This is a genomic window from Limnospira fusiformis SAG 85.79 (genome assembly GCF_012516315.1).
Taxonomy (GTDB): Bacteria; Cyanobacteriota; Cyanobacteriia; order Cyanobacteriales; family Microcoleaceae; genus Limnospira; species Limnospira fusiformis.
In genome coordinates, this window is sequence record NZ_CP051185.1 from 6,153,041 (window position 1) to 6,175,029 (window position 21,989).

The 21,989-nt window shown below is 47.3% G+C and carries 25 protein-coding genes; 9 read left to right on the forward strand and 16 right to left on the reverse strand.

What is annotated here, in order from left to right:
• The 9 genes from HFV01_RS28685 to HFV01_RS28725 form a co-directional block, all read right to left on the reverse strand.
• Nucleotides 1–234, reverse strand: coding sequence for a DUF433 domain-containing protein (locus HFV01_RS28685; protein ID WP_006622668.1), 234 nt, complete (start codon nt 232–234; stop codon nt 1–3).
• 294 nt (nt 235–528) lie between these two features.
• A complete protein-coding gene (locus HFV01_RS28690) occupies nt 529–840 on the reverse strand; it encodes a type II toxin-antitoxin system VapC family toxin (protein WP_006622669.1) in 312 nt (103 codons plus the stop codon).
• Between the two features lie 26 nt (nt 841–866).
• On the reverse strand, nt 867–1,244 hold the full coding sequence (locus HFV01_RS28695; RefSeq protein ID WP_006622670.1) for a HEPN domain-containing protein: 378 nt from the start codon (nt 1,242–1,244) through the stop codon (nt 867–869).
• A 403-nt stretch (nt 1,245–1,647) separates the two neighbouring features.
• On the reverse strand, nt 1,648–1,971 hold the full coding sequence (locus HFV01_RS28700) for a nucleotidyltransferase domain-containing protein (protein ID WP_006622671.1): 324 nt from the start codon (nt 1,969–1,971) through the stop codon (nt 1,648–1,650).
• Between the two features lie 26 nt (nt 1,972–1,997).
• Nucleotides 1,998–2,201 (reverse strand): hypothetical protein, encoded by a 204-nt coding sequence (locus HFV01_RS28705; protein WP_006622672.1) that lies wholly within the window; start codon nt 2,199–2,201, stop codon nt 1,998–2,000.
• A gap of 177 nt (nt 2,202–2,378) precedes the next feature.
• On the reverse strand, nt 2,379–2,768 hold the full coding sequence (locus HFV01_RS28710; protein ID WP_006622673.1) for a type II toxin-antitoxin system VapC family toxin: 390 nt from the start codon (nt 2,766–2,768) through the stop codon (nt 2,379–2,381).
• Entirely contained in the window at nt 2,765–2,995 is a 231-nt protein-coding gene (locus HFV01_RS28715) for a type II toxin-antitoxin system Phd/YefM family antitoxin (protein WP_006622674.1), read from the reverse strand. The genes HFV01_RS28710 and HFV01_RS28715 overlap by 4 nt, the downstream gene beginning before the upstream one ends.
• Nucleotides 2,996–3,090: 95 nt before the next feature.
• Nucleotides 3,091–4,143, reverse strand: coding sequence for a CHAT domain-containing protein (locus tag HFV01_RS28720; RefSeq protein WP_193520659.1), 1,053 nt, complete (start codon nt 4,141–4,143; stop codon nt 3,091–3,093).
• A 37-nt stretch (nt 4,144–4,180) separates the two neighbouring features.
• Complete coding sequence (locus HFV01_RS28725; RefSeq protein ID WP_193520660.1) at nt 4,181–7,198, reverse strand: tetratricopeptide repeat protein; 3,018 nt, start codon at nt 7,196–7,198, stop codon at nt 4,181–4,183.
• A 157-nt stretch (nt 7,199–7,355) separates the two neighbouring features.
• Here HFV01_RS28725 and HFV01_RS28730 point away from each other — a divergent pair, with 157 nt between their 5' ends.
• The gene (locus tag HFV01_RS28730; protein ID WP_193520661.1) at nt 7,356–7,601 is read left to right on the forward strand and encodes a ribbon-helix-helix domain-containing protein; all 246 of its coding nucleotides are present in this window, start codon (nt 7,356–7,358) and stop codon (nt 7,599–7,601) included.
• Nucleotides 7,598–7,837 (forward strand): hypothetical protein, encoded by a 240-nt coding sequence (locus tag HFV01_RS28735; protein ID WP_193520662.1) that lies wholly within the window; start codon nt 7,598–7,600, stop codon nt 7,835–7,837. The genes HFV01_RS28730 and HFV01_RS28735 overlap by 4 nt, the downstream gene beginning before the upstream one ends.
• A gap of 24 nt (nt 7,838–7,861) precedes the next feature.
• Here the strand turns inward: HFV01_RS28735 and HFV01_RS28740 are convergent, their stop codons facing one another.
• Nucleotides 7,862–8,092 (reverse strand): DUF4926 domain-containing protein, encoded by a 231-nt coding sequence (locus HFV01_RS28740; protein ID WP_193520663.1) that lies wholly within the window; start codon nt 8,090–8,092, stop codon nt 7,862–7,864.
• Between the two features lie 156 nt (nt 8,093–8,248).
• A complete protein-coding gene (locus HFV01_RS28745) occupies nt 8,249–8,827 on the reverse strand; it encodes a hypothetical protein (protein ID WP_006622684.1) in 579 nt (192 codons plus the stop codon).
• 183 nt (nt 8,828–9,010) lie between these two features.
• On the opposite strand from HFV01_RS28745, the gene HFV01_RS28750 reads away from it, so the two are divergent.
• The gene (locus HFV01_RS28750) at nt 9,011–9,964 is read left to right on the forward strand and encodes a hypothetical protein (protein ID WP_187757797.1); all 954 of its coding nucleotides are present in this window, start codon (nt 9,011–9,013) and stop codon (nt 9,962–9,964) included.
• 86 nt (nt 9,965–10,050) lie between these two features.
• Here the strand turns inward: HFV01_RS28750 and HFV01_RS28755 are convergent, their stop codons facing one another.
• On the reverse strand, nt 10,051–10,722 hold the full coding sequence (locus tag HFV01_RS28755; RefSeq protein WP_006622687.1) for a DUF1349 domain-containing protein: 672 nt from the start codon (nt 10,720–10,722) through the stop codon (nt 10,051–10,053).
• A 472-nt stretch (nt 10,723–11,194) separates the two neighbouring features.
• Between HFV01_RS28755 and HFV01_RS28760 the strand changes: the two genes are divergently transcribed.
• The 5 genes from HFV01_RS28760 to HFV01_RS28780 all read left to right on the forward strand — a co-directional run bounded on the left by HFV01_RS28760 (nt 11,195) and on the right by HFV01_RS28780 (nt 14,993).
• Nucleotides 11,195–11,362 (forward strand): hypothetical protein, encoded by a 168-nt coding sequence (locus HFV01_RS28760; protein ID WP_006622688.1) that lies wholly within the window; start codon nt 11,195–11,197, stop codon nt 11,360–11,362.
• A 105-nt stretch (nt 11,363–11,467) separates the two neighbouring features.
• The gene (locus HFV01_RS28765; RefSeq protein ID WP_006622689.1) at nt 11,468–12,178 is read left to right on the forward strand and encodes a histidine phosphatase family protein; all 711 of its coding nucleotides are present in this window, start codon (nt 11,468–11,470) and stop codon (nt 12,176–12,178) included.
• Between the two features lie 122 nt (nt 12,179–12,300).
• On the forward strand, nt 12,301–13,581 hold the full coding sequence (ahcY, locus tag HFV01_RS28770; RefSeq protein ID WP_006622690.1) for an adenosylhomocysteinase: 1,281 nt from the start codon (nt 12,301–12,303) through the stop codon (nt 13,579–13,581).
• Between the two features lie 121 nt (nt 13,582–13,702).
• A complete protein-coding gene (locus HFV01_RS28775; RefSeq protein WP_006622691.1) occupies nt 13,703–14,326 on the forward strand; it encodes an exopolysaccharide biosynthesis protein in 624 nt (207 codons plus the stop codon).
• 208 nt (nt 14,327–14,534) lie between these two features.
• Nucleotides 14,535–14,993 carry a hypothetical protein gene (locus tag HFV01_RS28780; RefSeq protein ID WP_233497954.1) on the forward strand — a complete coding sequence of 153 codons (459 nt, stop codon included), beginning with the start codon at nt 14,535–14,537 and terminating at the stop codon, nt 14,991–14,993.
• Nucleotides 14,994–15,133: 140 nt separating this feature from the next.
• On the opposite strand, the gene HFV01_RS28785 is transcribed toward HFV01_RS28780, so the two are convergent.
• Both HFV01_RS28785 and HFV01_RS28790 read right to left on the reverse strand, forming a co-directional pair.
• Nucleotides 15,134–16,138 carry an iron ABC transporter substrate-binding protein gene (locus HFV01_RS28785; RefSeq protein ID WP_006668990.1) on the reverse strand — a complete coding sequence of 335 codons (1,005 nt, stop codon included), beginning with the start codon at nt 16,136–16,138 and terminating at the stop codon, nt 15,134–15,136.
• Between the two features lie 283 nt (nt 16,139–16,421).
• Entirely contained in the window at nt 16,422–17,900 is a 1,479-nt protein-coding gene (locus HFV01_RS28790; protein WP_006622695.1) for a bifunctional orotidine-5'-phosphate decarboxylase/orotate phosphoribosyltransferase, read from the reverse strand.
• Nucleotides 17,901–17,958: 58 nt separating this feature from the next.
• Here HFV01_RS28790 and HFV01_RS28795 point away from each other — a divergent pair, with 58 nt between their 5' ends.
• The gene (locus tag HFV01_RS28795; RefSeq protein WP_006622696.1) at nt 17,959–18,594 is read left to right on the forward strand and encodes a DUF3611 family protein; all 636 of its coding nucleotides are present in this window, start codon (nt 17,959–17,961) and stop codon (nt 18,592–18,594) included.
• Nucleotides 18,595–18,641: 47 nt separating this feature from the next.
• On the opposite strand, the gene pflA is transcribed toward HFV01_RS28795, so the two are convergent.
• Both pflA and pflB read right to left on the reverse strand, forming a co-directional pair.
• On the reverse strand, nt 18,642–19,391 hold the full coding sequence (pflA, locus tag HFV01_RS28800; RefSeq protein ID WP_006668988.1) for a pyruvate formate-lyase-activating protein: 750 nt from the start codon (nt 19,389–19,391) through the stop codon (nt 18,642–18,644).
• A 122-nt stretch (nt 19,392–19,513) separates the two neighbouring features.
• Nucleotides 19,514–21,805: a formate C-acetyltransferase gene (gene pflB, locus HFV01_RS28805; protein WP_006622698.1), complete on the reverse strand. Its 2,292-nt coding sequence runs from the start codon at nt 21,803–21,805 to the stop codon at nt 19,514–19,516.
• Between the last annotated feature and the right edge of the window lie 184 nt (nt 21,806–21,989).

Sequence of the window (21,989 nt, forward strand, 5' to 3'; positions counted from 1 at the left end):
TTAAATGCTTAACAGATTCAAACGGGGGTGGTTTAGTTTACGAGCCGCATAGATTAGACAAGCCTTGAGATCATCAGCTTCCAGATCGGGCATTTCTTCAAGGATTTCTCCCTGACTTAAACCGGAGGCAAACAAGTCCAGGACATCGGATACTCGGATTCTCATTCCTCGGATACAGGGGCGACCGCCACATTGTCTAGGATTAACGGTAATTCTGGAAAGTAGTTCGCTCATACTTGATGGTTCCCTTGTGATTCGGTTCGATTCACGGTGTCGTTAATTTTAGTTTACTATAGCAATCCTAAATGATTTGTAACATTTTTAGCTCCCCTCTCCCGTTCTGGGAGAGGGGTTGGGGGTGAGGGTCTTCCACAACTGATTTAGGACTGCTATAGAAATTCCTGGAGTTCTGACTTACTGTCTTTACGAAGTCCCATCTAATCCGGTTAAATAGCCCAAACCCATTGTTCCAGAAACCCGGTTTTGGGTCAGGATGCGCGAATAAGTGGGAGATGACCTAATCTGGCATTAATCACCTGTCCAATCTTCAATTTTTAATGCCGGAACTTTCCTGAAATCTTGGAGGTTTCGGGTTAACAAAACCCTATCACGGGACAGGGCGATCGCCGCCATTCTCAGATCCATTGTAGAGACTCGAATTTTTTGCTGTCGTAGCTCCTGGAAAACAGCGATCGCCTGAACATCAAAGGGTAAAATGGGAGCCGAGGTAAAGCATTGGAGAATCTCTGACAATAGAGTATATCCCCGCCGGATATCAGTATCGGTCTGAGCACGGTTAATAAAATCATGAGCGCCAACAACCTGCTCATGAAAGCTCACAATTGAAAAAGCAAAGTTGTCTAAGGTTACAAGTTTTCGGTCGCGAAACTGATAAATTGCTGACAGTGATCCAACAAAATTTCAACCTCAACATCCGTGATTTTCAAGTCATCATCAACGCTATAATCAGCAGTTGCTCGTTTATTTTGGGCATTAATCAAAAACCGATGAAATTCCAGAGGAACAATCCATTTTTTAGCGATATCTCGCCCAAAAGCTGCAATAACTGCTCCATGACTTGAGAACGTCAAATCTTGCTCCCAAAGAAAAGCTTCAGCAATGTAAAACATCCCATAGTAAGCTCGTGAGGCAGCAAAATCATAAAACCCCTGTTCGTTTAAAACCTGAGCCGCTTGATAACTTTCTTGAGCTTTGGCGATTAATTTTTGAGACTTGGGTTTCATATAGCTTGTTTAACTGAAAGGTAACCGGGGAGATTGTTCTCGTCTTTGGATTGAGCTGGTGCGTCAGTCTTCATCGCATACATTTTCCTTGACCTTTTAGACGCATATAGCGGTTCCCGGGCTGATGAGGTACTTTTCAAAGCCCCTCTCCCCCTGAGCTAAGTCGAAGGGCTGGGAGAGGGGTTTGGGGTGAGGGTCTGTACCTTATGGACATGAGAAAAGCTATATAGCGGTTCCCGGACTGATGAGGTACTTTTCAAAGCCCCTCTCCCCCTGAGCTAAGCCTGTCCTGAGCGAAGCCGAAGGGTCGAAGGGCTGGGAGAGGGGTTTGGGGTGAGGGTCTGTACCTTATGGACATGAGAAAAGCTATACCACACTCTTTATAAGTCTACCTGGATGCAGTTTATACAAAAATCCCCTCTTTTTTGACATTATAAATAAAAGGAGAATCCTGAGTTTTGAACCTTTCTGAAGTAATAAACTGCCACGATATCACCACATCATAATCTAAGCAAATTTGGGTGATAAACTCCGTTGTTTTATCAATTTCCTGAAAAGGATGTTCCAAAACCTTCAAAATAATCAAAAAGTCAATATCCGAATACTCTTGGGCATCTCCTCGCGCTTGAGACCCATATAAAATAATCGCTTCTATCTGGTCTTGATAATAATTCATCAGACCTTCTTTAACTCGCTGGATAACTAATGGTAGGTGGGGATTTTGCATAGAACTTGGCTGTTTTTTACTTCATTCTAGCTCTTTTGGCGAAAAGTGCGCCCATGTTCAAGGGCTTCCAGAAATGCGGTTTCGTCAGAAATAGAACCCACAACTTGAGTCAGCCAATTCTCAGGAGGAGACTGACTCTCGACTTTTTGTTTGAGTTGGGAAACCGTTTGCTCTAGGGTAAGCAAACGCTGTTCTAGGGTCACTTCGTCTAATATAATTTTCTCAACCAAGCTAACTCTTTTTTAGTTTAGAGGATGGGAACCCCAACTGTCTCCGGTCAACCATCAGTTTCTCTGGTAGGGACTCCCTAACGGGGGTCGCCAATCAACACCAACGGCGACCAGAAAAACGGATGACGGTGAGACTGACTTAATTTAGCCTCACGCAATATCACTCTAGACTATTGCTTAACTAACGGTTTGGATCGCTGAATTGCTGATAATATTAGCATCAACTGTAGCCAGTGTTAACCCATAGTACATAGCGGTGGCTACAATAAATCTGTCGGCTGGGTCTTGATGGGGTAGGGAAATCTGGCGACTTAAAATAGCAATGGCATAATTCATCTCAGCTTCACGAGTTTTCAGTGTTTTCAAAGCTAAGTTAACCCATGTAATCGGGTCAGGATGTAAAGATATCCGTTTTTTTTCTGCTAAAATCAATGTTTCCCAAATGCTAATTGGACTCAGCCAAAGTTCAGTATTAGGAGCGACAATTGTAGTTTGAAGTTGGCTTGATAAGCGTTGGTCTCCCAGTAAATACCACAGCCAAATGTGGGTATCTAGCAGCAGTTTCATTGCAGTACATCCCAGGGTTGAGGCTCTGGAGTAATTATATCTCCTAAAATTTCACCGCTTCCCTTCATGACCCCAAAAGCCGGGCGTTCATCTGAGGGAGTGGCGGGATAGATAATCACTAACGGTTTACCTTCATGGATGACCGTAATCGGGGTTTTAGTCCGTTCGACTTCTAAAAAGAGATTCTGGAGAATTTGAGGCAGTTCATGGGTCGTAATTTCTGTCATCAATTACCTCCTGGAGGGTGAAAAAATCTGGTAAATGCCGCACCGCTTAATTTTAGTTTACTAGAAATTCCCCGAGTCCTAACCCAGCGTCTGGACTACCGGGGGTCGCCAATCAACACCAACGGCGACCAGAAAAACGGATGACGGTGAGACTGACTTAACTTCGCCTGACGCAATGCCTCCACCTTACTCAACCCCTCCTCCATAATCAGGCGATAAAACTCCGTTGTCACTGCTGCTGTTGCCGCATCATCCGCATTCCACAACGTGGCCATCAACGCCCTCGCCCCCGCACGTTCCCAAATATAAGCCATTCCCATAATCGCATCTCCATCCAGATTGGTCTGTAATGCGGTCTGACAGGCGGTCAATGCCACCAATTGGGTATCCTGTAACCCTAGTAATGCCGCGTCGGCTAGGGGATATTCTCCATCGGCAAATAACAGGGTGTTGGCGTTCATGTGGGTTTCTCGTAGTTGCTCATCCTCACAAATATCTTGCCCCAAAAAACAACAACCCAATTGCTGAAAACAGCCGTGGGTGGCGATATGCAGATAGCGATGACGGGAGGATTGACGTTTGAACACTTCCAACGTCGCCTGGTGGTGGCGGTAAATCTCACTCTCTGGGGCGAGGCGGAGGAGGGCATCGACTTCGGCTTCCGTTCCCGGTAGATTAAACAAGGGGTCTTGGGGTTTAGGATTGGCAAAGCCGAGGACTCGGTAACCCCCAGAGAAGCGGGGGAGGAAGGTGGTGCTAACTAGGGCGAGGGTGAGCAAGGTTCCCCCCAGTTTCCAATGGTGTTTGACTGTGGCTCCCATGCCGATGATTCCTAGGAGGAGGGAAAGCGTCCACAGGGGAAAGTTGAGAAACGGGGAGGGGGAAGGACTGGCGAGGAGGGAACGACTGGAGAGACGAGTGAGATAATGGATGGGGTACTGTTGCAGCAGGAATTGGTCCTTTTCCGAGTCCCGGAGGGTTTCAAAGGGGAATTGGCGCAGGGACCCGGTGGCGATGATGGCGAGTTGTTGGGGGTTGAGGGCTTCAATCTCGGCGGCAACAGGGCGGATTAGGTGGTCGTAGAGGGTGGCGGAAAGGCGACGATAGCCGGAATCGCCGCTTTGGAGCATTTGGCGATATTCTGTCACCCACTCGTTGAACTCCTCGGCATCGATGGGGACTTTTTTAACCCTGAGACTGTCGCGGCTGAGGAGAAAGAGGGCGATCGTGTTGGGAACGTTTTGGATATTTGTGAGGAGAACGGGTTGTAAGACAACGGTTCCCGGGGGGGAGGATGGTTTGCAGTTGGCTGAGGTCTTCGGGTTGAATTTCAAAGAGTTCCGCAACTTCGGGGTAGGTATTGGCGAGGGTTTCCGCTTGTTGGAGGACTTGCGCTTCTAAGTCGCGCATTTGGTCCACCAGGGCAGTGCTGAAGTTGTCTTGCAGTTGTTGGCGCAGGGCTTGCAGTTGTTGGGATTGCTCGTTCCAGTCATCAAGGGCGGCTTGGGCTTCGGGGTTAGCCACTCTCACACCGATGAGACGGTTATAATCGGCTAGTTCGTAGGTGGTGACGCGGTTCGCCCATTCAAAGGCGCGTTGGGGCTGGTTTTGGTCGATGAGCAGGTCAACCAGGGCAACGGCTCTCCCGCGATTGGTTTGGAGGAAAGTCTCGCGGAATTCTTTTTGCAGTTCACCTCGGAGTTCAAGGAGGATGTTCAGGGAGTCTTCCCAGTAGGTGATGGCTTTGTCGGGTTGGTTGGTGTCTCGGTAGACGGAGGCTATGTTGCTGAGAGTGGTGATTTCTTGAGGGCGATCGCCCACTTCTCGGTGAATGAGCAAGGCTGGATTGTGGTAGTCGTCCAGGGCTTGAGTCGGTTTGCCCAAAGCATTGTAGACCGCACCAATGTTGTTGAGAGTGTAGGCTTCTCCAGGGCGATCGCCCACTTCTCGGTGAATTGGCAAGGCCTGATTCAGGTAGTCCAGGGCTTGAGTCCGGTTGCCCAAGGTATTGTACATTGTACCAATGTTGTTGAGAGTGGTGGCTTCCTTTGAGCGATCGCCCACTTCTCGCTGAATTGACAAAGCCTGATTGTAGTAGTCCAGGGCTTCAGTCCGCTTGCCCAAGGCATTGTACACTGCACCAATGTTATGGAGAGTGGCGGCTTCCCCTGAACGATTGCCCACTTCTCGCTGAATTGACAAAGCCTGATTGTAGTAGTCCAGGGCTTCAGTCCGCTTGCCCAAGGCATTGTAGACCACGCCAATGCCATTGAGAGTCATGGCTTCTCCTGAGCGATCGCCCACTTCTCGCCTCATTGGCAAAGCCTGATTGTAGTAGTCCAGAGCTTGAGTCCGATTGCCCAAGCTCTGGTACACCAAGCCCATATTATGGACGGTGGTAGCTTCTTCAGAGCGATCGCCCACTTCTCGGTGAATCAGCAAAGCCTGATTGTAGTAGTCCAGGGCTTGAGTCCGGTTGCCCAAAGCATAATAAACCAGGCCAATGTTGTTGAGAGTTACGCCTTCCCCAGGGCGATCGCCCACTTCTCGCCGAATCGACAGGGCTTGATTGAAATAGTCCAGGGCTTGAGTCCGATTGCCCAAGGTATCATACCCGCTACCAATGTTATGGAGGGTGGAGGCTTCTCCTGAGCGATCACCCACTTCTCGACAAATCGACAGAGCCTGATTGTAGTAGTCCAAGGCTTTCGTAGGGTTGCCCAAGGTCTTGTACACTCCACCAATGTTATTGAGAGTGGTGGCTTCCCCTGAGCGATTACCCACTTCTCGGTGAATCCGCAAGGCTTGATTATAGTAGTCCATGGCTTGAGTCCATTTGCCTAAAGCATGGTACACCAAGCCAATGTTGTTGAGAGCGGTGGCTTCTCCTGAGCGATCGCCCACCTCTCGCATGATAGGCAAAGCCTGATTGTAGTAGTCCAGAGCTTCAGTCCGGTTGCCCAAGGCATTGTAGACACTACCAATGTTATAGAGAGTCTTGCCTTCCCCTGAGCGATCGCCCACTTCTCGCCGAATCGGCAAAGCCTGATTTAAGTAGTCCAGGGCTTCAGTCCGCTTGCCCAAGGCATCGTACATTACACCAATGTCGTTGAGCGTGGTGGCTTCCCCTGAGCGATTACCCACGTCTCGCAGAATGGGCAAGGCTTGATTGAAATAATTTAGGGCTTGAGTTTGGTTGCCCAAGGCATGGTACACCGAGCCAATGTTATAGAGAGTGGTGGCTTCCATAGAGCGCTGGCCTACCTCTCGCCAAATTGGTAAGGCTTGATTGAAGTAGTCCAGGGCTTCAGTCCGCTTGCCCAAGGCATGGTACATTCCACCAATATCGTTGAGAGTGGCGGCTTCCCCTGAACGATTGCCCACCTCTCGCATGATAGGCAAAACCTGATTGTAGTGGTTCAGGGCTTCCGTCCGCTTGTCCAAGGCCTCGTACACTCGACCCATGTTAGTGAGAGTGGCGAGTTCCCCTGAGCGATTGCCCACTTCACGCCAAATTGACAAAGCCTGATTAAAATAGTCCAGGGCTTCCATGTGCTTGCCCAAGGCATGGTACACTCCTCCAATATTATTGAGGGTGGTGGCTTCCCCTGAGCGAGCGCCCACTTCTCGTCTCAGAGCCAAGGCTTGATTGTAGTAGTCCAGGGCTTCAGTACGGTTGCCCAAGTCATCGTAAACTAAACCGATGTTATGAAGGGTGGTGGCTTCCTCTGAGCGATCGCCCACTTCTTGCAGAATGGGCAAGGCTTGATTGAAATAGTCCAAAGCTTTAGTCCGGTTGCCCAAGGCATTGTACACGCTACCAATGGTAGTGAGGATGGTGGCTTCCCCTGATCTGTTATTCGTCTCTCGAAAAAGAATCAGTGCTTTTTGATAGAATTCTAAAGCCTTGGGGTTTTGTCGGAGCTGGTTATAATTTCGACCAATTCCGAAAAGGGCTACGGCTTCCAACTGCTGATTTTGCAATTGTCGAGCCGCCTCTAAAACACGCTCCAATGTTTTGATCGCCTGCACAGGTTGCCCCTGTCTTGTCTGTTGAGTACCCTGCTTTAACAGTTGCTCAACCTCCCTTTGCGACATCCTCCCCTGCGCCAAAACCGTCTGTGCCTCCACCCAAGGCGACAGAGAACCCATGCCCAACAGCAGCGAAACCGTCAACAGCGAACTCACCCAGCGTCCAGTCATGGCTCGACTCTCCCTGTGACTCTATCTGTTCTATTATGACCCGAAGGCGCAGAAATTGAGTCTCTCCAAGGACCGCACAGCCATAATATCAGCCTCATCGCCGCCCAGTTTCTCCACCACTATAATCAAGGTAGTCTATAACGCTCCTACTGGTGTCATGAACCTATCACTCACCCCAGAAATCGAACAAAGGATTGCGGCTCAACTCAACCAAGGACATTACCAATCCGCCCATGAGGTCATCTTAGCGGCCCTAGAACTCCTGGACCAACGCCAGCAATACCTGACTGAACTGCGTCAGGAAATCGCGATTGATGCCACTCAAATTGAACAGGGACAAGTGATAGATGGAGAACAGGTTTTTGAGCGTATCCTCAACCGTTTACATAATTTTATAACATGAAAAACACAACTCAATTTCAAAAAATTGCTGCCGAAGTGCAACTGTTTAATGATATTGAAACCAAGGAAAAGTTTGTGTTTGTCGTGGGTGCTTTAGTGGCTCGATTAATTAGCCTTCAGAAAGGAGCCGAAATCATGGAAATGGAACCGGAAATGCTTTTAAAGATTTTGGAAATGATGAGCATCGATTTTTCTTATCTTACTGCCGAAGATATTAAAGCGGAAAAAACTTGGTAAGACTGATGAAAATTCTCTGCCGCGTCACGAGGATGCCAGAACCCGCGCTTGAGCGATTTCTCTGTCTCCAATTCCCCGCACTTGAGAACTCAAGAGAGAAATAATCGCAATGGTTTCTCCGGCGATGGTCATAAATTCTACTTCATAGCCCAAACCTTCTTGATGGACTAAGACAACTGTACCCATATCGCCGGATTTTAAATCATATTCCGGTAAATCTACGGTTAAAACAACTCGGTCTAATTCACTAATCATGGTTTACTAAATTTGTCCTCGTGACGTGGATTCAATGTCCCTCTCCTGTGCTGGGATTCCGATTTAGGGTGAGGGTGACAAAGAGGATAGGGAAGCTGAGGTGTTCCGGTTAGGTTTTGCCCTTGGCTTCACGGAACCCACCCCAACTCCGATGACTTACTCCTCCCGGTCACGACGTACTTTACTCACGACAATTTCCATCTCATCCTCTGACAGGGGGATAAGCTGATCCAACAGAAAATCAAAATCGTTCTGGTTTTCCAGTTTCCCCTGTAACTCATCATTCTCCCAAGCCTGCTGACCCCGAATCATCATTTTTTCCTCCTCATAGTCTAGGGCAGAGAAGGGAACCCGCCAAGTTTCTGGGGTACTCATATCCTCCCCGCGAATGTTGGGCCGCCCTCTGACAACTAACCCCTGATTTGTCAGGCGATCGCGCTCTATTTTCGCAACTTCCGTCAGGGGCAATCCTTGGGAGCGTCCCGCCAATTGCAGTTGGCGAGTTTCTGGGTTAAATCCCAGTAATTCATGGTTGCCACTCCCCCCGGCTTTTAACTCAATTTTGATATTCACCGGGAGCATCACTTGAATAATTGGCGGTGAGGGTAATGGATTGAGTTGCCCAGTAGGGGTAACTTCAGCGGTTTGGGAAGGAGGGCTAATGGCACATCCCCCTATTCCCAGGGAGGAAACCATTAAAACCAGTGACAAGATATGGCAAGTTGGATGTTTCATAACAGCTTAGACTGGTGTAGAACTCGATGGGGGGACCCTCACCCTACTTTGAATCCAAAGCCCCCTCTTGCTCCCTCTCCCATTTTGGGAGAGGGCTGGGGTGAGGGCGGATGAGGGCCGACTGGCTAAACGGTAAGAGGTAGCCCCGAGAGGGTTTGTTGTCATCTTTGGGATAAGGTTGAGATGAGTGATTCACAGCGTTTACCCCCGGAAACTTTTGCCCTGGGAAGAATTGCCAGTTTGCTGGTGATGTTGGGGGCGGTGCTATACTTCACGGGGTGGACTTATCGCTGGATCTATTTCGCGTTTTTCCAACTGGAAGTGACGACGCTGCCTTTGCCCCTAGAGTCGTTTTATATTGCTGCCTTTCAAGTGTTTTTTGGCAGCTTCCGAGCCATTTTCCATACCATTATAACGGCGGCGTTGGTTGTGGTGGGGGTTTATTGCAGTCTGTGGTTACTGGAAGGGCAACCCTCACTCCGGTTCCAAGCTGGACTCGAGAACATCCATGGGCGGATATTGGCTTCCCTCAATAATCGTTTAGCCAGTCAACCGCCTCAAACATTCTGGAAACGCTGGCTATTTCGGTTGTATCGGGAACTGTTGCAACTGCTAAAATCGTTTCTGGAGTTCCACCTGTTGGAGTATCAATCCCTACGATTTGTGCGATCGCTTTTGGATGAAACATTGATTATCTGTTGGGTGCTGGCGGGCTGTTTCTGGCTGGCACAATGGCAGGGAGAAGCGGATGCGTGGCGGGATGCGGTGAATGAAACCTCGTCTCTCCCGGTGGTGACGGTGGTTGTGCGAGAGGATAGTTTTCCCTTGGGGGTGAACCCCGATGATATCCGCAATCCTCAAGGTATCCGCATTATTGGTGACCCAAGCAGCTACCAGCAACTGCTGAGTGCGGCGATTAATAACCCCAGCCAGAATCGGGTCTGGCGGTTGCTGATTGATGTGGATGGGGATTATTATATATTCCCAGCCCTACCGGAACGGGATGAAACCCGCCGCCCTGCGTTGGTGGTGATTCCTCGCAGCCATCAAGGCGATCGCCTAATTCAGTTGCGCCCCACACTCGACACGGATATTCCCAGTCAAGCTAAAGATAATCAGCCGACTAATAGTAAATAGACGCATCAGTTTTATACACCCCTAGCTGTGCAATCTGGTGAGTTTTTGGGTTATGCGATCGCATAACCCAACCTACAAACTCAGTTCTAATCAACCACTGGTGCTGTACTCAGTTCTACCGTGAAAGACTCAAAAGTTACCTCAAATCCTTCCCGTTCTGGGGATGCACACACCGGGCCAACCCAAGCCGTAGGTTCTTCGGGAAAATCCGTCAGACGTAATAGGACAAATTTATCACCATCGAGGGAGTAGAGAACTGCAATGGCTTCATTTCTGCGCCGTACTTCAAACCAAACCCGATCGGGTTGACCTGCCAAGGGAGCAACGGCCCAATCCGATCGCTCCCGTGTCACAACTGCACTGGCGTATTGGACACCATCTACATATTCAATGCCACACTTGAGCCAATGGGTTTTACTGACTCTAACCATCAATCCAGCTTGATCATAGAGTTCCTGGTATTGCCCCGAAAAACAGACCCGGGCTCGAAAGTTGCCCAATACTTCACGGTAGTAACAGTGACCAGAATCCCGAATAAAACCGTAGTGAGTTGTCCGCCAGAAATCGGTTTTCAACCCGGTTTTAACCCAAAGCCGATCGCCGCGATTCTGCCATGCCGCAGGGGGGTTATACCACTGCATGGATGACCAAGGGGTGATTGGTGAAGGTTCCATAGTCATGGCTCGTCCTATCAAATTGACTACTCCCCGCGCTAAAGCGACGGGGATTCCCCGGAGGGATTTCAGAACTTCCGACAAGTCGGACTCCTAGGCGAAGTCAAATACGCCTCTATAGGTTGCCCGAAGGCTTCCTTTTACTTATTTTCATTCAATCACCTTTTGTCTCTCGCCAATGAAACGTCTTTGCTGCCGACATTTCTGCATGATGCAAGTCTGCCCTCACGGGATGTTAAGCCCCTTTCATTTGGGTCATAGAGAAGGCGATACCATTCTATCATAGTCATTGCGGCTAAAGCCGCCGAGTCGTTTTTCCGCCCCGCTTTAAAAAGACGGAGCTACCAAACTCCCGAATTTTTGCCGTGTATTACTGGGAACATAGCAGAACTCAAAAACAACAGAAATGGCTGTCGCCGGAATCTATGGAAGATGTTAACAACGGTAACACCCAGAGAACTAGATCAGTCAGATCCGCATTATTGGTGACGCAAGCAGCTACCAGCAACTGCTGAGTGCGGCGATTAATAACCCCAGCCAGAATCGGGTCTGGCGGTTGCTGATTGATGTGGATGGGGATTATTATATATTCCCAGCCCTACCGGAACGGGATGAAACCCGCCGCCCTGCGTTGGTGGTGATTCCTCGCAGTCATCAAGGCGATCGCTTGATTCAGTTGCGCCCCACACTCGACACGGATATTCCCAGTGGGGATAACAATTGATAATCGCTCATCGATACCTAGGTAATAGGAAAGCCCGAAGCGTCGGTGATGGGATGACTATCGGGTTATGATTGAACCCGAAAAGCGTGACAACCTGCCATTAAGATGAATCAAACCCTGTGGATAGCCCGACACGGCGATCGCCAAGACCATGCCGATTCTAATTGGTATCGTAGCAGTAGCAATCCTTTTGACCCGCCCTTATCAGCCAAAGGGGAAAAGCAAGCGATCGCCCTAGCCCAACGTCTAGGGGGAGAAAAGATTAACTACATTTTCGCATCCCCATTTCTGCGAACCGTTGCTACCGCCCACGCCGTAGCCGAAGTTCTGGATTTACCAGTGCAACTAGAACCGGGACTGGGAGAGTTTTTAAGTGGTTACAGCTTCCCCTATTTGCCGAAAATGCGATCGTCATCAGAACTAAAAGCCGATTTTCCCCGCATCAATCTTAACTATGAATCGCCCCAAGGTTGGCAGTATCCCGAAACCTGGTCTATGGCTCAACAACGCATGACCAGCACTATCCAACGCTTAACCACACAATACCCCGAAAATCTCCTTTTGGTAGGTCATGCAGCCTCAGTGAAAGGACTCACCCAAGCATTAATTACGCGAAAGCCGAAACTCAAAACCTCTCTTTGCTGTCTAGTCAAGTTGGTAGCTGATGATGATGGTTGGAACCTGGAACTAGCCGGAGATACTAGCCATCTGGAACTAGCCGGGGTGGCTTCCCAGTCTCATCTACTCAGAGCCGCTCTGAGATATTACCGCTATTATCGATATGCTTACCGATATCAGCCCGAATTACCTCGATGATATATAATATCTTGCGGTTAATGGTGCTAGAATCGTAAAGGCCAGTCGTCCATAAGTTGGGTGCCCCCATAATTTGCCAAACACTTGGCAGCCAAAACGCGATTTATAAAGGAAATAACTGCATGAGTTCAACAACCGTCCAAGCCAAATATGAAATTAAAGACCCAACACTTGCCCCAAAAGGCAAACAACGGATTGAATGGGCGGGGCGTGAAATGCCAGTTTTGCGCCAAATTCAAGAACGTTTTGCCCAAGAAAAGCCCTTTGATGGTATTCGTTTAATTGCTTGCTGTCACGTCACCACAGAAACAGCACATTTGGCGATCGCTCTCAAAGCTGGGGGCGCGGATGCTATACTTATTGCTAGTAACCCCCTGTCAACCCAAGACGATGTAGCCGCTAGTTTGGTGGTTGATTATGGCATCCCCGTTTTCGCCATGAAAGGGGAAGATACAGCCACCTATCTGCGCCACGTCGAGATTGCCCTTGATCACCGCCCCAATATTATTATTGATGATGGTAGTGATGTTACCGCTACCCTCGTTAAAAACCGTCAGCATCAAATACCTGAAATTATTGGCACTACCGAAGAAACCACTACCGGAATTGTCCGTCTGCGGGCTATGTTTAATGATGGGAAACTGACTTTCCCAGCTATGAACGTTAACGACGCAGATACTAAGCACTTTTTTGATAACCGCTACGGAACTGGTCAATCTACCCTTGATGGTATTATCCGCGCTACTAATGTTCTGCTCGCCGGTAAAAATGTCGTCGTTGTCGGTTATGGTTGGTGTGGTAAAGGCTCCGCCTTGCGCGCTCGTGGATTGGGTGCTAATGTCATTGTTACCGAAGTTGATCCAGTCCGGGCTATTGAAGCCGTCATGGATGGTTTCCGCGTGATGCCTATGGAACAAGCTGCCTCTCTGGGAGATTTGTTTATTACTGTCACTGGTAATAAGCACGTTATTCGTGGGGAACATTTCGATGTGATGAAAGACGGCGCTATGGTTTGCAACTCTGGTCACTTCGATATTGAAATTGACCTGAAAGATCTCGCAGAACGTTCTACCGAAATCAAGGAAGTTCGTAATTTTACCCAACAATATAAGCTCAAAAACGGTAAATCTGTTGTGGTTTTGGGTGAAGGACGTTTGATCAATTTGGCTGCTGCTGAAGGTCATCCTAGTGCCGTTATGGATATGAGTTTTGCTAACCAAGCCATGGCTTGTGAATATCTGGTCAAAAATCAAGGCAAACTCGAACCCGGTCTGCACTCTATCCCCCAAGACGTGGATCAGGAAATTGCTCGTCTGAAATTGAAAGCCATGGGTATTGCTATTGATACCTTGACATCAGAACAGATTGAGTATATGAATTCCTGGACTGTTGGCACTGACTAATCTCTCCAGTTTTTCTTGGGGTTGGATTTAGGCAATATCTGTCAAGGCAACCGGAGACGGTTGCCTAAATATATTCTGGTTGATTGATTCCGGTTAGTTTTTTTATCTTTAGCTGTGGCTTGTGGCAAAACTTTCTGTTGAACTTCAGCGCTATTTTTGGGAAGAGTCCCGTTCCTCTCAGGTAACGCTGGGTGATATTATTACTCTGGCAGGAGAGCGGATTTTTGGGTTTTTGTTTGTGGTGCTGGCGCTGCCTTCCGCCCTTCCCATTCCGGCTCCTGGCTATTCGGTTCCCTTTGGGATTTTATTATTTTTGTTAGCTATTCAATTGGTGGCGGGTTCACAAACGCCTTGGTTTCCGGATTCATGGCTGAACCGTGAATTGCCTTTGGAAAAGGTACAGGGAATTTTAAAAGTGGGGATTCCTTGGTTACAGAAAATTGAGGTGGTTTGCCGTCCCCGCTTGAGTTTTATTTGTACTCATCCGGTGGGAAAGGTTGTGATTGGTTGTGCGATCGCAATTATGGCAGTCTCCATGATGCTGCCTATTCCCTTAACTAATACACTACCAGCGATCGGGATTTTTATTACCGGATTTGGGCTGTTGGATGATGATGGGGCGATTACCTTGGGGGGATTAGTAGTTTGTCTCATGGGAGCAGTCCTTTCCGGTTTAATTTTACTGTTTGGCTATGAAGCAGTGAAAGCCGGGATTAATTACCTACGGTTGTCCATCAGTCGCTAAGATCACCCCAACTGGCTCCGAAAAGTGATCACCATCACTACAACTTAGTTGATTGGGTCATCAGTTAATTTGCGTAGTCTCACCTAGAAACCCTATGAACATCACGAGAATCGATCCGAGAAATCACTGAGATTTTCGGAAACCTTTGGGATGATGAAGATACTAAAAGGTTGGCCGCTTACTTGTCCTGGAGAGAAATATGATTGTGATGACTACATCTACCAAAACTTATATCAACCCAGATGGCTCACTCGCGCAACTGCCTCTGTCCACCAAATTCGGGAATATAGAACTTAGACAGATTTACCATCTAGCCCAAACTCAGAATTGGGAACCTGAAACTCTGGAAAGTCGCATCGATCGCGCTTTGTCCATGGTGGATGCTAATTGGGCGAATCCCAAAGAACAGCTTTTGTTAGAATTAGTTCGTCAGGGTAGAGCCGACCAAATCGATGGTATCGAATATTGGACTACCCAAATTGACGAAACACGGGCGGCGGGAATTTGTCTTGACCCGGTTACATTGACACTAGAAGTTATGGTGATTGACTTACAGTGGTTTACCCCTATCCATCGGGAACAGGTGAGAACCCTATCAAGATTATGTCAGCTTACCAGTTTGAGTTGTTATGATTCAGAATCCGGCTCTACAAATTGGTTGCTATAGTTGACCTGAAGTGCAATAATGATCATTATACTTACCAACATATTTACGAAAATATCACGAAACTAGCGTTTAATCGCCCTCTCATCATCAACAGCTAGGGTGCGTCAATCGCCAATATGTTCGCACCCTAAAGTCTAGTTCTATAACACGCCCGCCCGTTGTAGCAGTACCATGGTCCCCTGTAAGTCAGCTAGATTGGCTAAGTCAATTCTTGGGGGATTGATTTGCTCAATAGATAACTGTCGCTCTGGGGCTGGTATTCCTTCGACTAGGGGATATTCTTTTGTTTCTCGAGCGAAGAAGTTTTGGGCGTTATTGGTGAGTAAAAACTGGATAAATCGCTGTGCATCTTGGGCGTTTCTGGCTGTGTCGAGAATAGCTACTCCGGCTATGTTAATTAATGATCCTGCGTCGCCACGGGTGTAGTGGTGAGCGACGGGGAAGTTAGGATCATCTGCTAAGAAGCGATATAGGTAGTAGTTATTGACTAACCCAATATCTACTTCTCCTCGACCTACGGCTTCAACAATGGTCGTATTGTTCCGGTAAACTACAACCCCATTATTTCTCATGGCTTGGAGCCATTGCATGGTTTTAGCATCACCTTCTACTAGGCGCATGGCGGTAACGAAGGACTGAAAAGAACCGTTGGTGGGAGCCCAGCCAACTCTCCCCCGCCATTTGGGTTGGGTGAGTTCGGAGATGGAGTTGGGTAGTTCGTTGCGGTTGACCTGCCTGGTGTTGTAGGCTAGTACCCGCGCTCTACCTGTAATCCCTACCCAGTGGTTGTTAGGGGAACGGAAACGAGAATCTACTCTGCTGATGATTTGTGCGGGAATGGCGCGAGTTCGACCGGCTTTTTGTAAGGCTCCCAAGGCTCCAGCATCTTGGGCAAAAAATATGTCAGCAGGGCTATTGCGTCCTTCTTCAATAATAGCGATCGCTAATTCGGCAGTGTCACCATAGCGGACTCTAATATTAAGACCTAGCTCCTGTTCGGCTCGTTTGATTAATGGACCAATCAGAGCCTCTTGTCGCCCAGAGTAAATAGTTAAAGTCTGATTCTGAGACTGGCTAACTTGGGCTATACCCAGAACTAAGGCTAGGGTGAGCATCCCCGCTAAAAAATGTCTACGTTTGAACATTTGTTACCCTCATATAGTTTTTGTTAGGGACAGTTATTAAGAATTAGTTGCATCTAATTCCAGATATACTATATCACTAGGTGGGGAGTTAAACAAGAATTTTTGTTAATAAACAAACGGCAATACGGCCATAAACCGGAGGTCAGAGGCTGGTTAATAGGTATTAATAGATTCTTGGTTGGTAGAAAAAAAGTGCTATTATATCATAACCGATCGCATTAAGTTTATTGATAAGTCATGTCAATATAGCCCAATGGAGGGAATAAATGACTATAATAGTCAACTAGATGTGCTGTTGGAACAGTTTAAATTGTTGAGATGAAATGTGGTTAGCCTGGTATAAGGTTTGGGAAATTTCATCGAGACTTAATACCGCATGACCACGATAGCCATTTTCTGTCAACCTTTCCATGACCTGGCGACCATGATCGATAAATACCACAATATCCTCAACCCTTAGTCCTGCGGCTTGTAATGTGGCGGCTCCTTTCATGACACTATTGCCAGTAATGAGGATATCATCGACAACGACAACGAGTTCCCCTGACTGAAAATGCCCTTCGATCGCCCTTTTAGCGCCATAGGTTTTGACTTCCTTTCGTGGAAACACCATAGGTCGTCCTAAACGGAGAGATAAACCAGTGGCTGTAGGTAGAGACCCATAGGGAATACCCGCAATGCGATCGAAATTAAGATTTTGGAGAATTTCTGCGTATGCTCCCACAATCTGATGAAAAATCTGGGGCATGGAAATAATCCGGCGCAAGTCAATATAATAGGGGAGAACCTCTCCTGATGATTGCACATGGTCGCCAAACATAATGCAACCAATATCATAAAGTTGCAGAATCAGGTCGCGGTGGGGTTCATTTTCCAAGAAACAGACATCAGGAAGCCACAGGTCACAGCTAGGACTACCTTGCATAACCCGCAGGCGTTCGTCATTGATAGCATCTCGCAAAGACCGCACCGCCTCTGTGACAGTTCCCCGTTGCAATAAACGTGGTGGTAGAGGTAGCAATAGACCCGCACCGTCAGCACCCAAACCCGCGGCCAGAATTTGGATCAGATCATCTTGTTCGGTTAGATCGTTTTCCTCAGCACTATTTCCCTGAACCAAAATCAAACGCTCTGGAGCTTGGCGACGAATTCGTGCTAACATATCCGCCATGACCCCGACCTCTAACCCGACCTGTTCTGGAGTTCCCCAGGTTTGGGTAGCTCGCACCAATTCCAAGTAAAGAGGATGTGCGGGGTTAGGATATTCTTGGAGTAGGTTAGCGGAGGGGTTAGCAGTCGCACACAGGACAAATACTGCTTTATTAGGATAGACCAGAAAGGGTGTGACCAAATCCTGTCCGGTGTAGGGGGATACGGTGCAAGCATCAACCCCCCATTCTGTAAAAATCATGCGCGCAAACAGGCTGGCGCTATTGAGATCAGCGTGTTTAGCATCGAGAATGACGGGTATTGTAGAGGGGATATGGTCTAAAATCTGCTGTAAAAGATGCCACCCGGACAAGCCAAGCCCTAAATAGGTATTTAAAGTTAGTTTATAGGCACAAACTAAGTTGGCGGTTTGCTCTACGATCGCCTTTAACCATCGATACCACTCCTCCACGAGTTTACCATCATCGACCAACCCTAGGCCCTGCTCATTCTCAAAGTTAGGCGGATATACTTCCGGGTCGGGGTCAAGGTTCACATAGAGCAAACTTTGGTTGCGCTCAATGCTGCTAATTAGTTTATCGAAAAAATTCATGTTGCCTCCATTTAATCGAACCGCTAGAATACTGTGATTCACTAGGAATTTATGGGCAATGTCTGAGCAAGTTAATTTCCAATCATCTCCGTCCCATATTAATCAAATTGCCTTGGCTTTTCAAAAGGGAGGGTTGATCGGCTTATGTTTGCAGGTTTTTTTTGGGGTTGTACCCATTTTTCTGTTGTTGTTTGCGTTATTTCTCAGTCCCGCCAGAAATAGACTCGGACAATCATTTGTGGGTTTAGTTCTGGCTTATGGCTGTTTGTTGGCTCTAGGGTTTACCATTTACTGGTGTTTTCACTATACCCGAATTGGTGATCAACTGACTGACCCAGACCGTCGTCCGAGTAAGGCTAGTGTAACTCGCTCTCTTTGGATTGGGTTAGGAACTAATATAGCGGGTATGATTTGTGCTATGGTCGTGGCAATGTGGAAGGTGGGGGCTCTATTATTTAGAATGCTGTCTGTGCCACCGGGAGCCGCCACGATTTATAATCCGAGTGAGGGAGCGACTATTTTAAGTCGCAGCGGTCCGATTATTGTACCTATGGATATGATTACACTACAGGCTGCTCTTAATGCTATGGCGGCGGAGTTTGTGGGGATTATTGTATCTTTATTTCTGCTCTATCAAATTACTCAAAGTTTCTCTAATCGGGAAAAAAGGGTGACTGATTTGGGGGGTGAATGAGGAGCGATCGCTTTAAAATTAAGTCAGATTAACGCTGGTAGTAAGTGTTAAGCTACCACCGCCAAACCATACTTTTCAAAGATGTTTATAGCTGTGCTGACTTGTTCTGGGGTGGGTTCGGGAGTATCTTTAAGTTTATATTCGTAGCCGATTTCCTCCCATTTATATTCACCCATTTTATGAAAGGGCAAAATCTCGACTTTTTCTACATTGGTGAAGCCGGACACAAACTTAGCTAATGCTTCCATATTATTGATGTCATTAGTTAAATTTGGTACTAACACAAACCGCACCCATGTCGGTTTATTAATCTCATGTAAATACTTGGCAAAATTCAGGGTTGGTTCTACGGAAACACAGGTGACTTTCCGATAGGTTTCGCTGTGATAAGATTTGATATCTAAAAGCACTAAATCGGTATAATCTAGCACTGGTTTAGCTACATTCAGGGGGATATAACCAGAGGTATCTAAGGCTGTATGAATCCCCAATTCCCGACAGCGGCGGAAGATTTCAGCGACGAATTCTGGCTGCATTAAAGGTTCGCCGCCAGTGACGGTAATACCGCCATTAGAAAACCGCATATAGGAGCGATATTTGACTACTTGTTGGATGATTTCTTCGACGCTGACTTGTTGACCGCCTGCTACTTCTTGACAGTCGGGGTTATGACAATAAAGACAGCGCAGAGGACAACCTTGGGTAAACACCACAAATCTAATTCCTGGACCGTCTACGGTGCCGCAACTTTCATAGGAATGAATTTGACCGAATATTTGACTTTGAGAATCAGACATAATTGCGATGAGAGACAACAGAAACCCGGATTGATTAAAACCGGGTTATTACAGACTAACTAATGATGGACAGCAACCGAGTTAATCACATTTTACTGCTGATTAACCCGGTGTATAAATCCCTAGATGCGACTATGGAAAGTACGATTAATCACATCTAATTGTTGTTCGCGGGTCAGCTTGATAAAGTTGACGGCGTAACCGGATACACGAATGGTCAGTTGTGGATATTTTTCGGGATGTTCCATGGCTTCGACCAAGGTTTCCCGGTTCAGGACGTTGACGTTAATATGATGACCGTCGTCGGCGAAGTAACCATCTAACATTCCCACGAGGTTGCTGATGCGATCGCTTTCCTGTTTTCCTAATGCTTGTGGCACAATGGAAAAGGTGTAAGAAATCCCGTCTTGAGAATGCTCATAGGGGAGTTTCGCGACGGAAGCCAAAGCGGCGATCGCTCCTTGTGTATCCCGTGCGTGCATAGGATTAGCACCCGGTGCAAAAGGTTCGCCAGCTTTCCGACCGTCTGGAGTATTACCAGTTTTCTTACCATAAACCACATTAGAAGTAATGGTGAGAATTGACTGGGTAGGAACTGAGTTGCGGTAGGTTTTGTGCTGACGGATTTTGTTCATGAATTGCTTAACCAAATTGGCAGCAATATCATCAACGCGATCGTCATTATTACCGAATTTGGGATAATCCCCTTCGATTTCATAATCCACTACCAAACCTTGGTCATTGCGGATAACTTTGACCCGAGAATATTTAATAGCAGAGAAAGCATCAGCCACCACAGACAGACCCGCCATACCACAAGCCATCGTCCGATATACATCACGATCATGCAGTGCCAATTCAATCCGCTCGTATGCGTATTTATCGTGCATGAAGTGAATAATGTTCAGGGTGTTGACATACAAACGAGACAACCATTCTAAACAGCGATCGAATTTTTCTGCCACATCATCATATTCCAGATAATCGCCCTGAACTGGAAGCCATGAGGGGCCGATTTGCTCGCCTGTGGTCTCGTCTTTACCGCCATTAATCGCATACAGCAGCGCCTTGGCTAAATTCGCCCGTGCGCCGAAAAACTGCATTTGCTTACCGATTTTCATGGCGCTAACACAGCAAGCAATGCCATAATCATCCCCATATTCTGCCCGCATCAAATCGTCATTTTCATACTGGGTAGAACAGGTTTCAATGGAGACTTTCGCACAGTAGCGCTTAAAGTTCTCTGGGAGACGTTCCGACCATAAAATAGTCAGGTTGGGTTCAGGAGCAGCACCCAATGTGTAGAGTGTGTGTAAGAACCGGAAACTGTTTTTTGTGACTAAGGGGCGACCATCTTCACCCATACCGCCAATACATTCTGTCACCCAGGTAGGATCACCAGAAAATAGTTGGTTGTATTCAGGAGCCCGCAGGAACCGCACCATCCGTAATTTCATCACGAAATGGTCGATAATTTCCTGAGCGCCACTTTCCGTGAGAGTGCCATTTTGCAAATCTCGCTCGAAGTAGATATCTAAGAAATTAGATACCCGTCCCAAAGACATAGCCGCGCCATTTTGTTCTTTGACTGCTGCTAAATAGCCAAAATAAGTCCACTGTACCGCTTCTTGGGCGGTGGCGGCGGGTCGTCCAATGTTTAACCCGTATGATGCTGCCATTTCTTTGAGTTCTTGGAGCGATCGGATTTCTTCGCAGATTTCTTCGCGCCGCGAGATGGTTTCTGAGTCCATTGCGTCTAATTCCAGAGACGCTTGTTGCTCCTTCTTGTCTAAAATTAGGCGATCGACTCCATACAGCGCCACCCGCCGATAGTCACCAATAATGCGACCGCGACCATAAGCATCTGGTAATCCCGTCACCAGTCCAGAATGGCGCGCTAGGAGAATTTCTGGCGTGTAAGCATCAAAAACGCCATCATTGTGGGTTTTGCGATACTGAGTAAAGATTTTTTCTGTTTCTGGGTCCAGTTCATAGCCGTAGGCTTCTAGGGATTTTTTCACTACCCGAATACCACCATAAGGCATAATCGCTCGTTTCAGAGGTTTGTCAGTTTGCAAACCCACGATTTGCTCTAAACTGCGATCTATATAGCCCGCACCATAAGCAGTAATCCCAGAAGGAATTTTAGTTTCTGCGTCTAAAATGCCCTGTTTGCGTTCCTCTGCCATCAGTTCCTTTACCTGATCCCAGAGGTTATTGGTGCGTTCTGTAGCATTAGCTAAAAACCCGCTATCTCCTTCATAAAGACTGTAGTTTTTTTGGATAAAATCACGAACATTTACTTCTTTTGTCCATTTACCCTGTTTAAATCCTTTCCATTCGGGAGTTATACTACCACTACTGTTGTCTGTAGGTGATGTCAGTTTAGTGGGTCTTTCTACAGTTGAAACCATATCTTTAAGTTTCCTCTTGTTCAGTTCTTTAGGCTTGAGGCAGTCTCACAAATTAGCAACCAGCATATTCCCCGATAAACACCGCCAAATCTGTGGGTAATTTACCTTGACCAACACAGTTCACAGATGGGGCGCTATCCACAACTCCAAACTACATACATAATTGGCAGACTATACATGACCG

What these genes read in the sequence shown, in the direction of transcription:
- HFV01_RS28725 (WP_193520660.1), bottom strand. Translation starts at nt 7,198, where the DNA reads ATGACTGGACGCTGGGTGAGTTCGCTGTTGACGGTTTCGCTGCTGTTG.
- HFV01_RS28750 (WP_187757797.1), top strand. Translation starts at nt 9,011, where the DNA reads ATGAGTGATTCACAGCGTTTACCCCCGGAAACTTTTGCCCTGGGAAGA.
- HFV01_RS28765 (WP_006622689.1), top strand. Translation starts at nt 11,468, where the DNA reads ATGAATCAAACCCTGTGGATAGCCCGACACGGCGATCGCCAAGACCAT.
- HFV01_RS28740 (WP_193520663.1), bottom strand. Translation starts at nt 8,092, where the DNA reads ATGATTAGTGAATTAGACCGAGTTGTTTTAACCGTAGATTTACCGGAA.
- HFV01_RS28780 (WP_233497954.1), top strand. Translation starts at nt 14,535, where the DNA reads ATGACTACATCTACCAAAACTTATATCAACCCAGATGGCTCACTCGCG.
- HFV01_RS28695 (WP_006622670.1), bottom strand. Translation starts at nt 1,244, where the DNA reads ATGAAACCCAAGTCTCAAAAATTAATCGCCAAAGCTCAAGAAAGTTAT.
- HFV01_RS28735 (WP_193520662.1), top strand. Translation starts at nt 7,598, where the DNA reads ATGAAAAACACAACTCAATTTCAAAAAATTGCTGCCGAAGTGCAACTG.
- HFV01_RS28785 (WP_006668990.1), bottom strand. Translation starts at nt 16,138, where the DNA reads ATGTTCAAACGTAGACATTTTTTAGCGGGGATGCTCACCCTAGCCTTA.
- HFV01_RS28730 (WP_193520661.1), top strand. Translation starts at nt 7,356, where the DNA reads ATGAACCTATCACTCACCCCAGAAATCGAACAAAGGATTGCGGCTCAA.
- HFV01_RS28790 (WP_006622695.1), bottom strand. Translation starts at nt 17,900, where the DNA reads ATGAATTTTTTCGATAAACTAATTAGCAGCATTGAGCGCAACCAAAGT.
- HFV01_RS28710 (WP_006622673.1), bottom strand. Translation starts at nt 2,768, where the DNA reads ATGAAACTGCTGCTAGATACCCACATTTGGCTGTGGTATTTACTGGGA.
- pflB (WP_006622698.1), bottom strand. Translation starts at nt 21,805, where the DNA reads ATGGTTTCAACTGTAGAAAGACCCACTAAACTGACATCACCTACAGAC.
- HFV01_RS28700 (WP_006622671.1), bottom strand. Translation starts at nt 1,971, where the DNA reads ATGCAAAATCCCCACCTACCATTAGTTATCCAGCGAGTTAAAGAAGGT.
- pflA (WP_006668988.1), bottom strand. Translation starts at nt 19,391, where the DNA reads ATGTCTGATTCTCAAAGTCAAATATTCGGTCAAATTCATTCCTATGAA.
- HFV01_RS28685 (WP_006622668.1), bottom strand. Translation starts at nt 234, where the DNA reads ATGAGCGAACTACTTTCCAGAATTACCGTTAATCCTAGACAATGTGGC.
- HFV01_RS28745 (WP_006622684.1), bottom strand. Translation starts at nt 8,827, where the DNA reads ATGAAACATCCAACTTGCCATATCTTGTCACTGGTTTTAATGGTTTCC.
- HFV01_RS28715 (WP_006622674.1), bottom strand. Translation starts at nt 2,995, where the DNA reads ATGACAGAAATTACGACCCATGAACTGCCTCAAATTCTCCAGAATCTC.
- HFV01_RS28795 (WP_006622696.1), top strand. Translation starts at nt 17,959, where the DNA reads ATGTCTGAGCAAGTTAATTTCCAATCATCTCCGTCCCATATTAATCAA.
- ahcY (WP_006622690.1), top strand. Translation starts at nt 12,301, where the DNA reads ATGAGTTCAACAACCGTCCAAGCCAAATATGAAATTAAAGACCCAACA.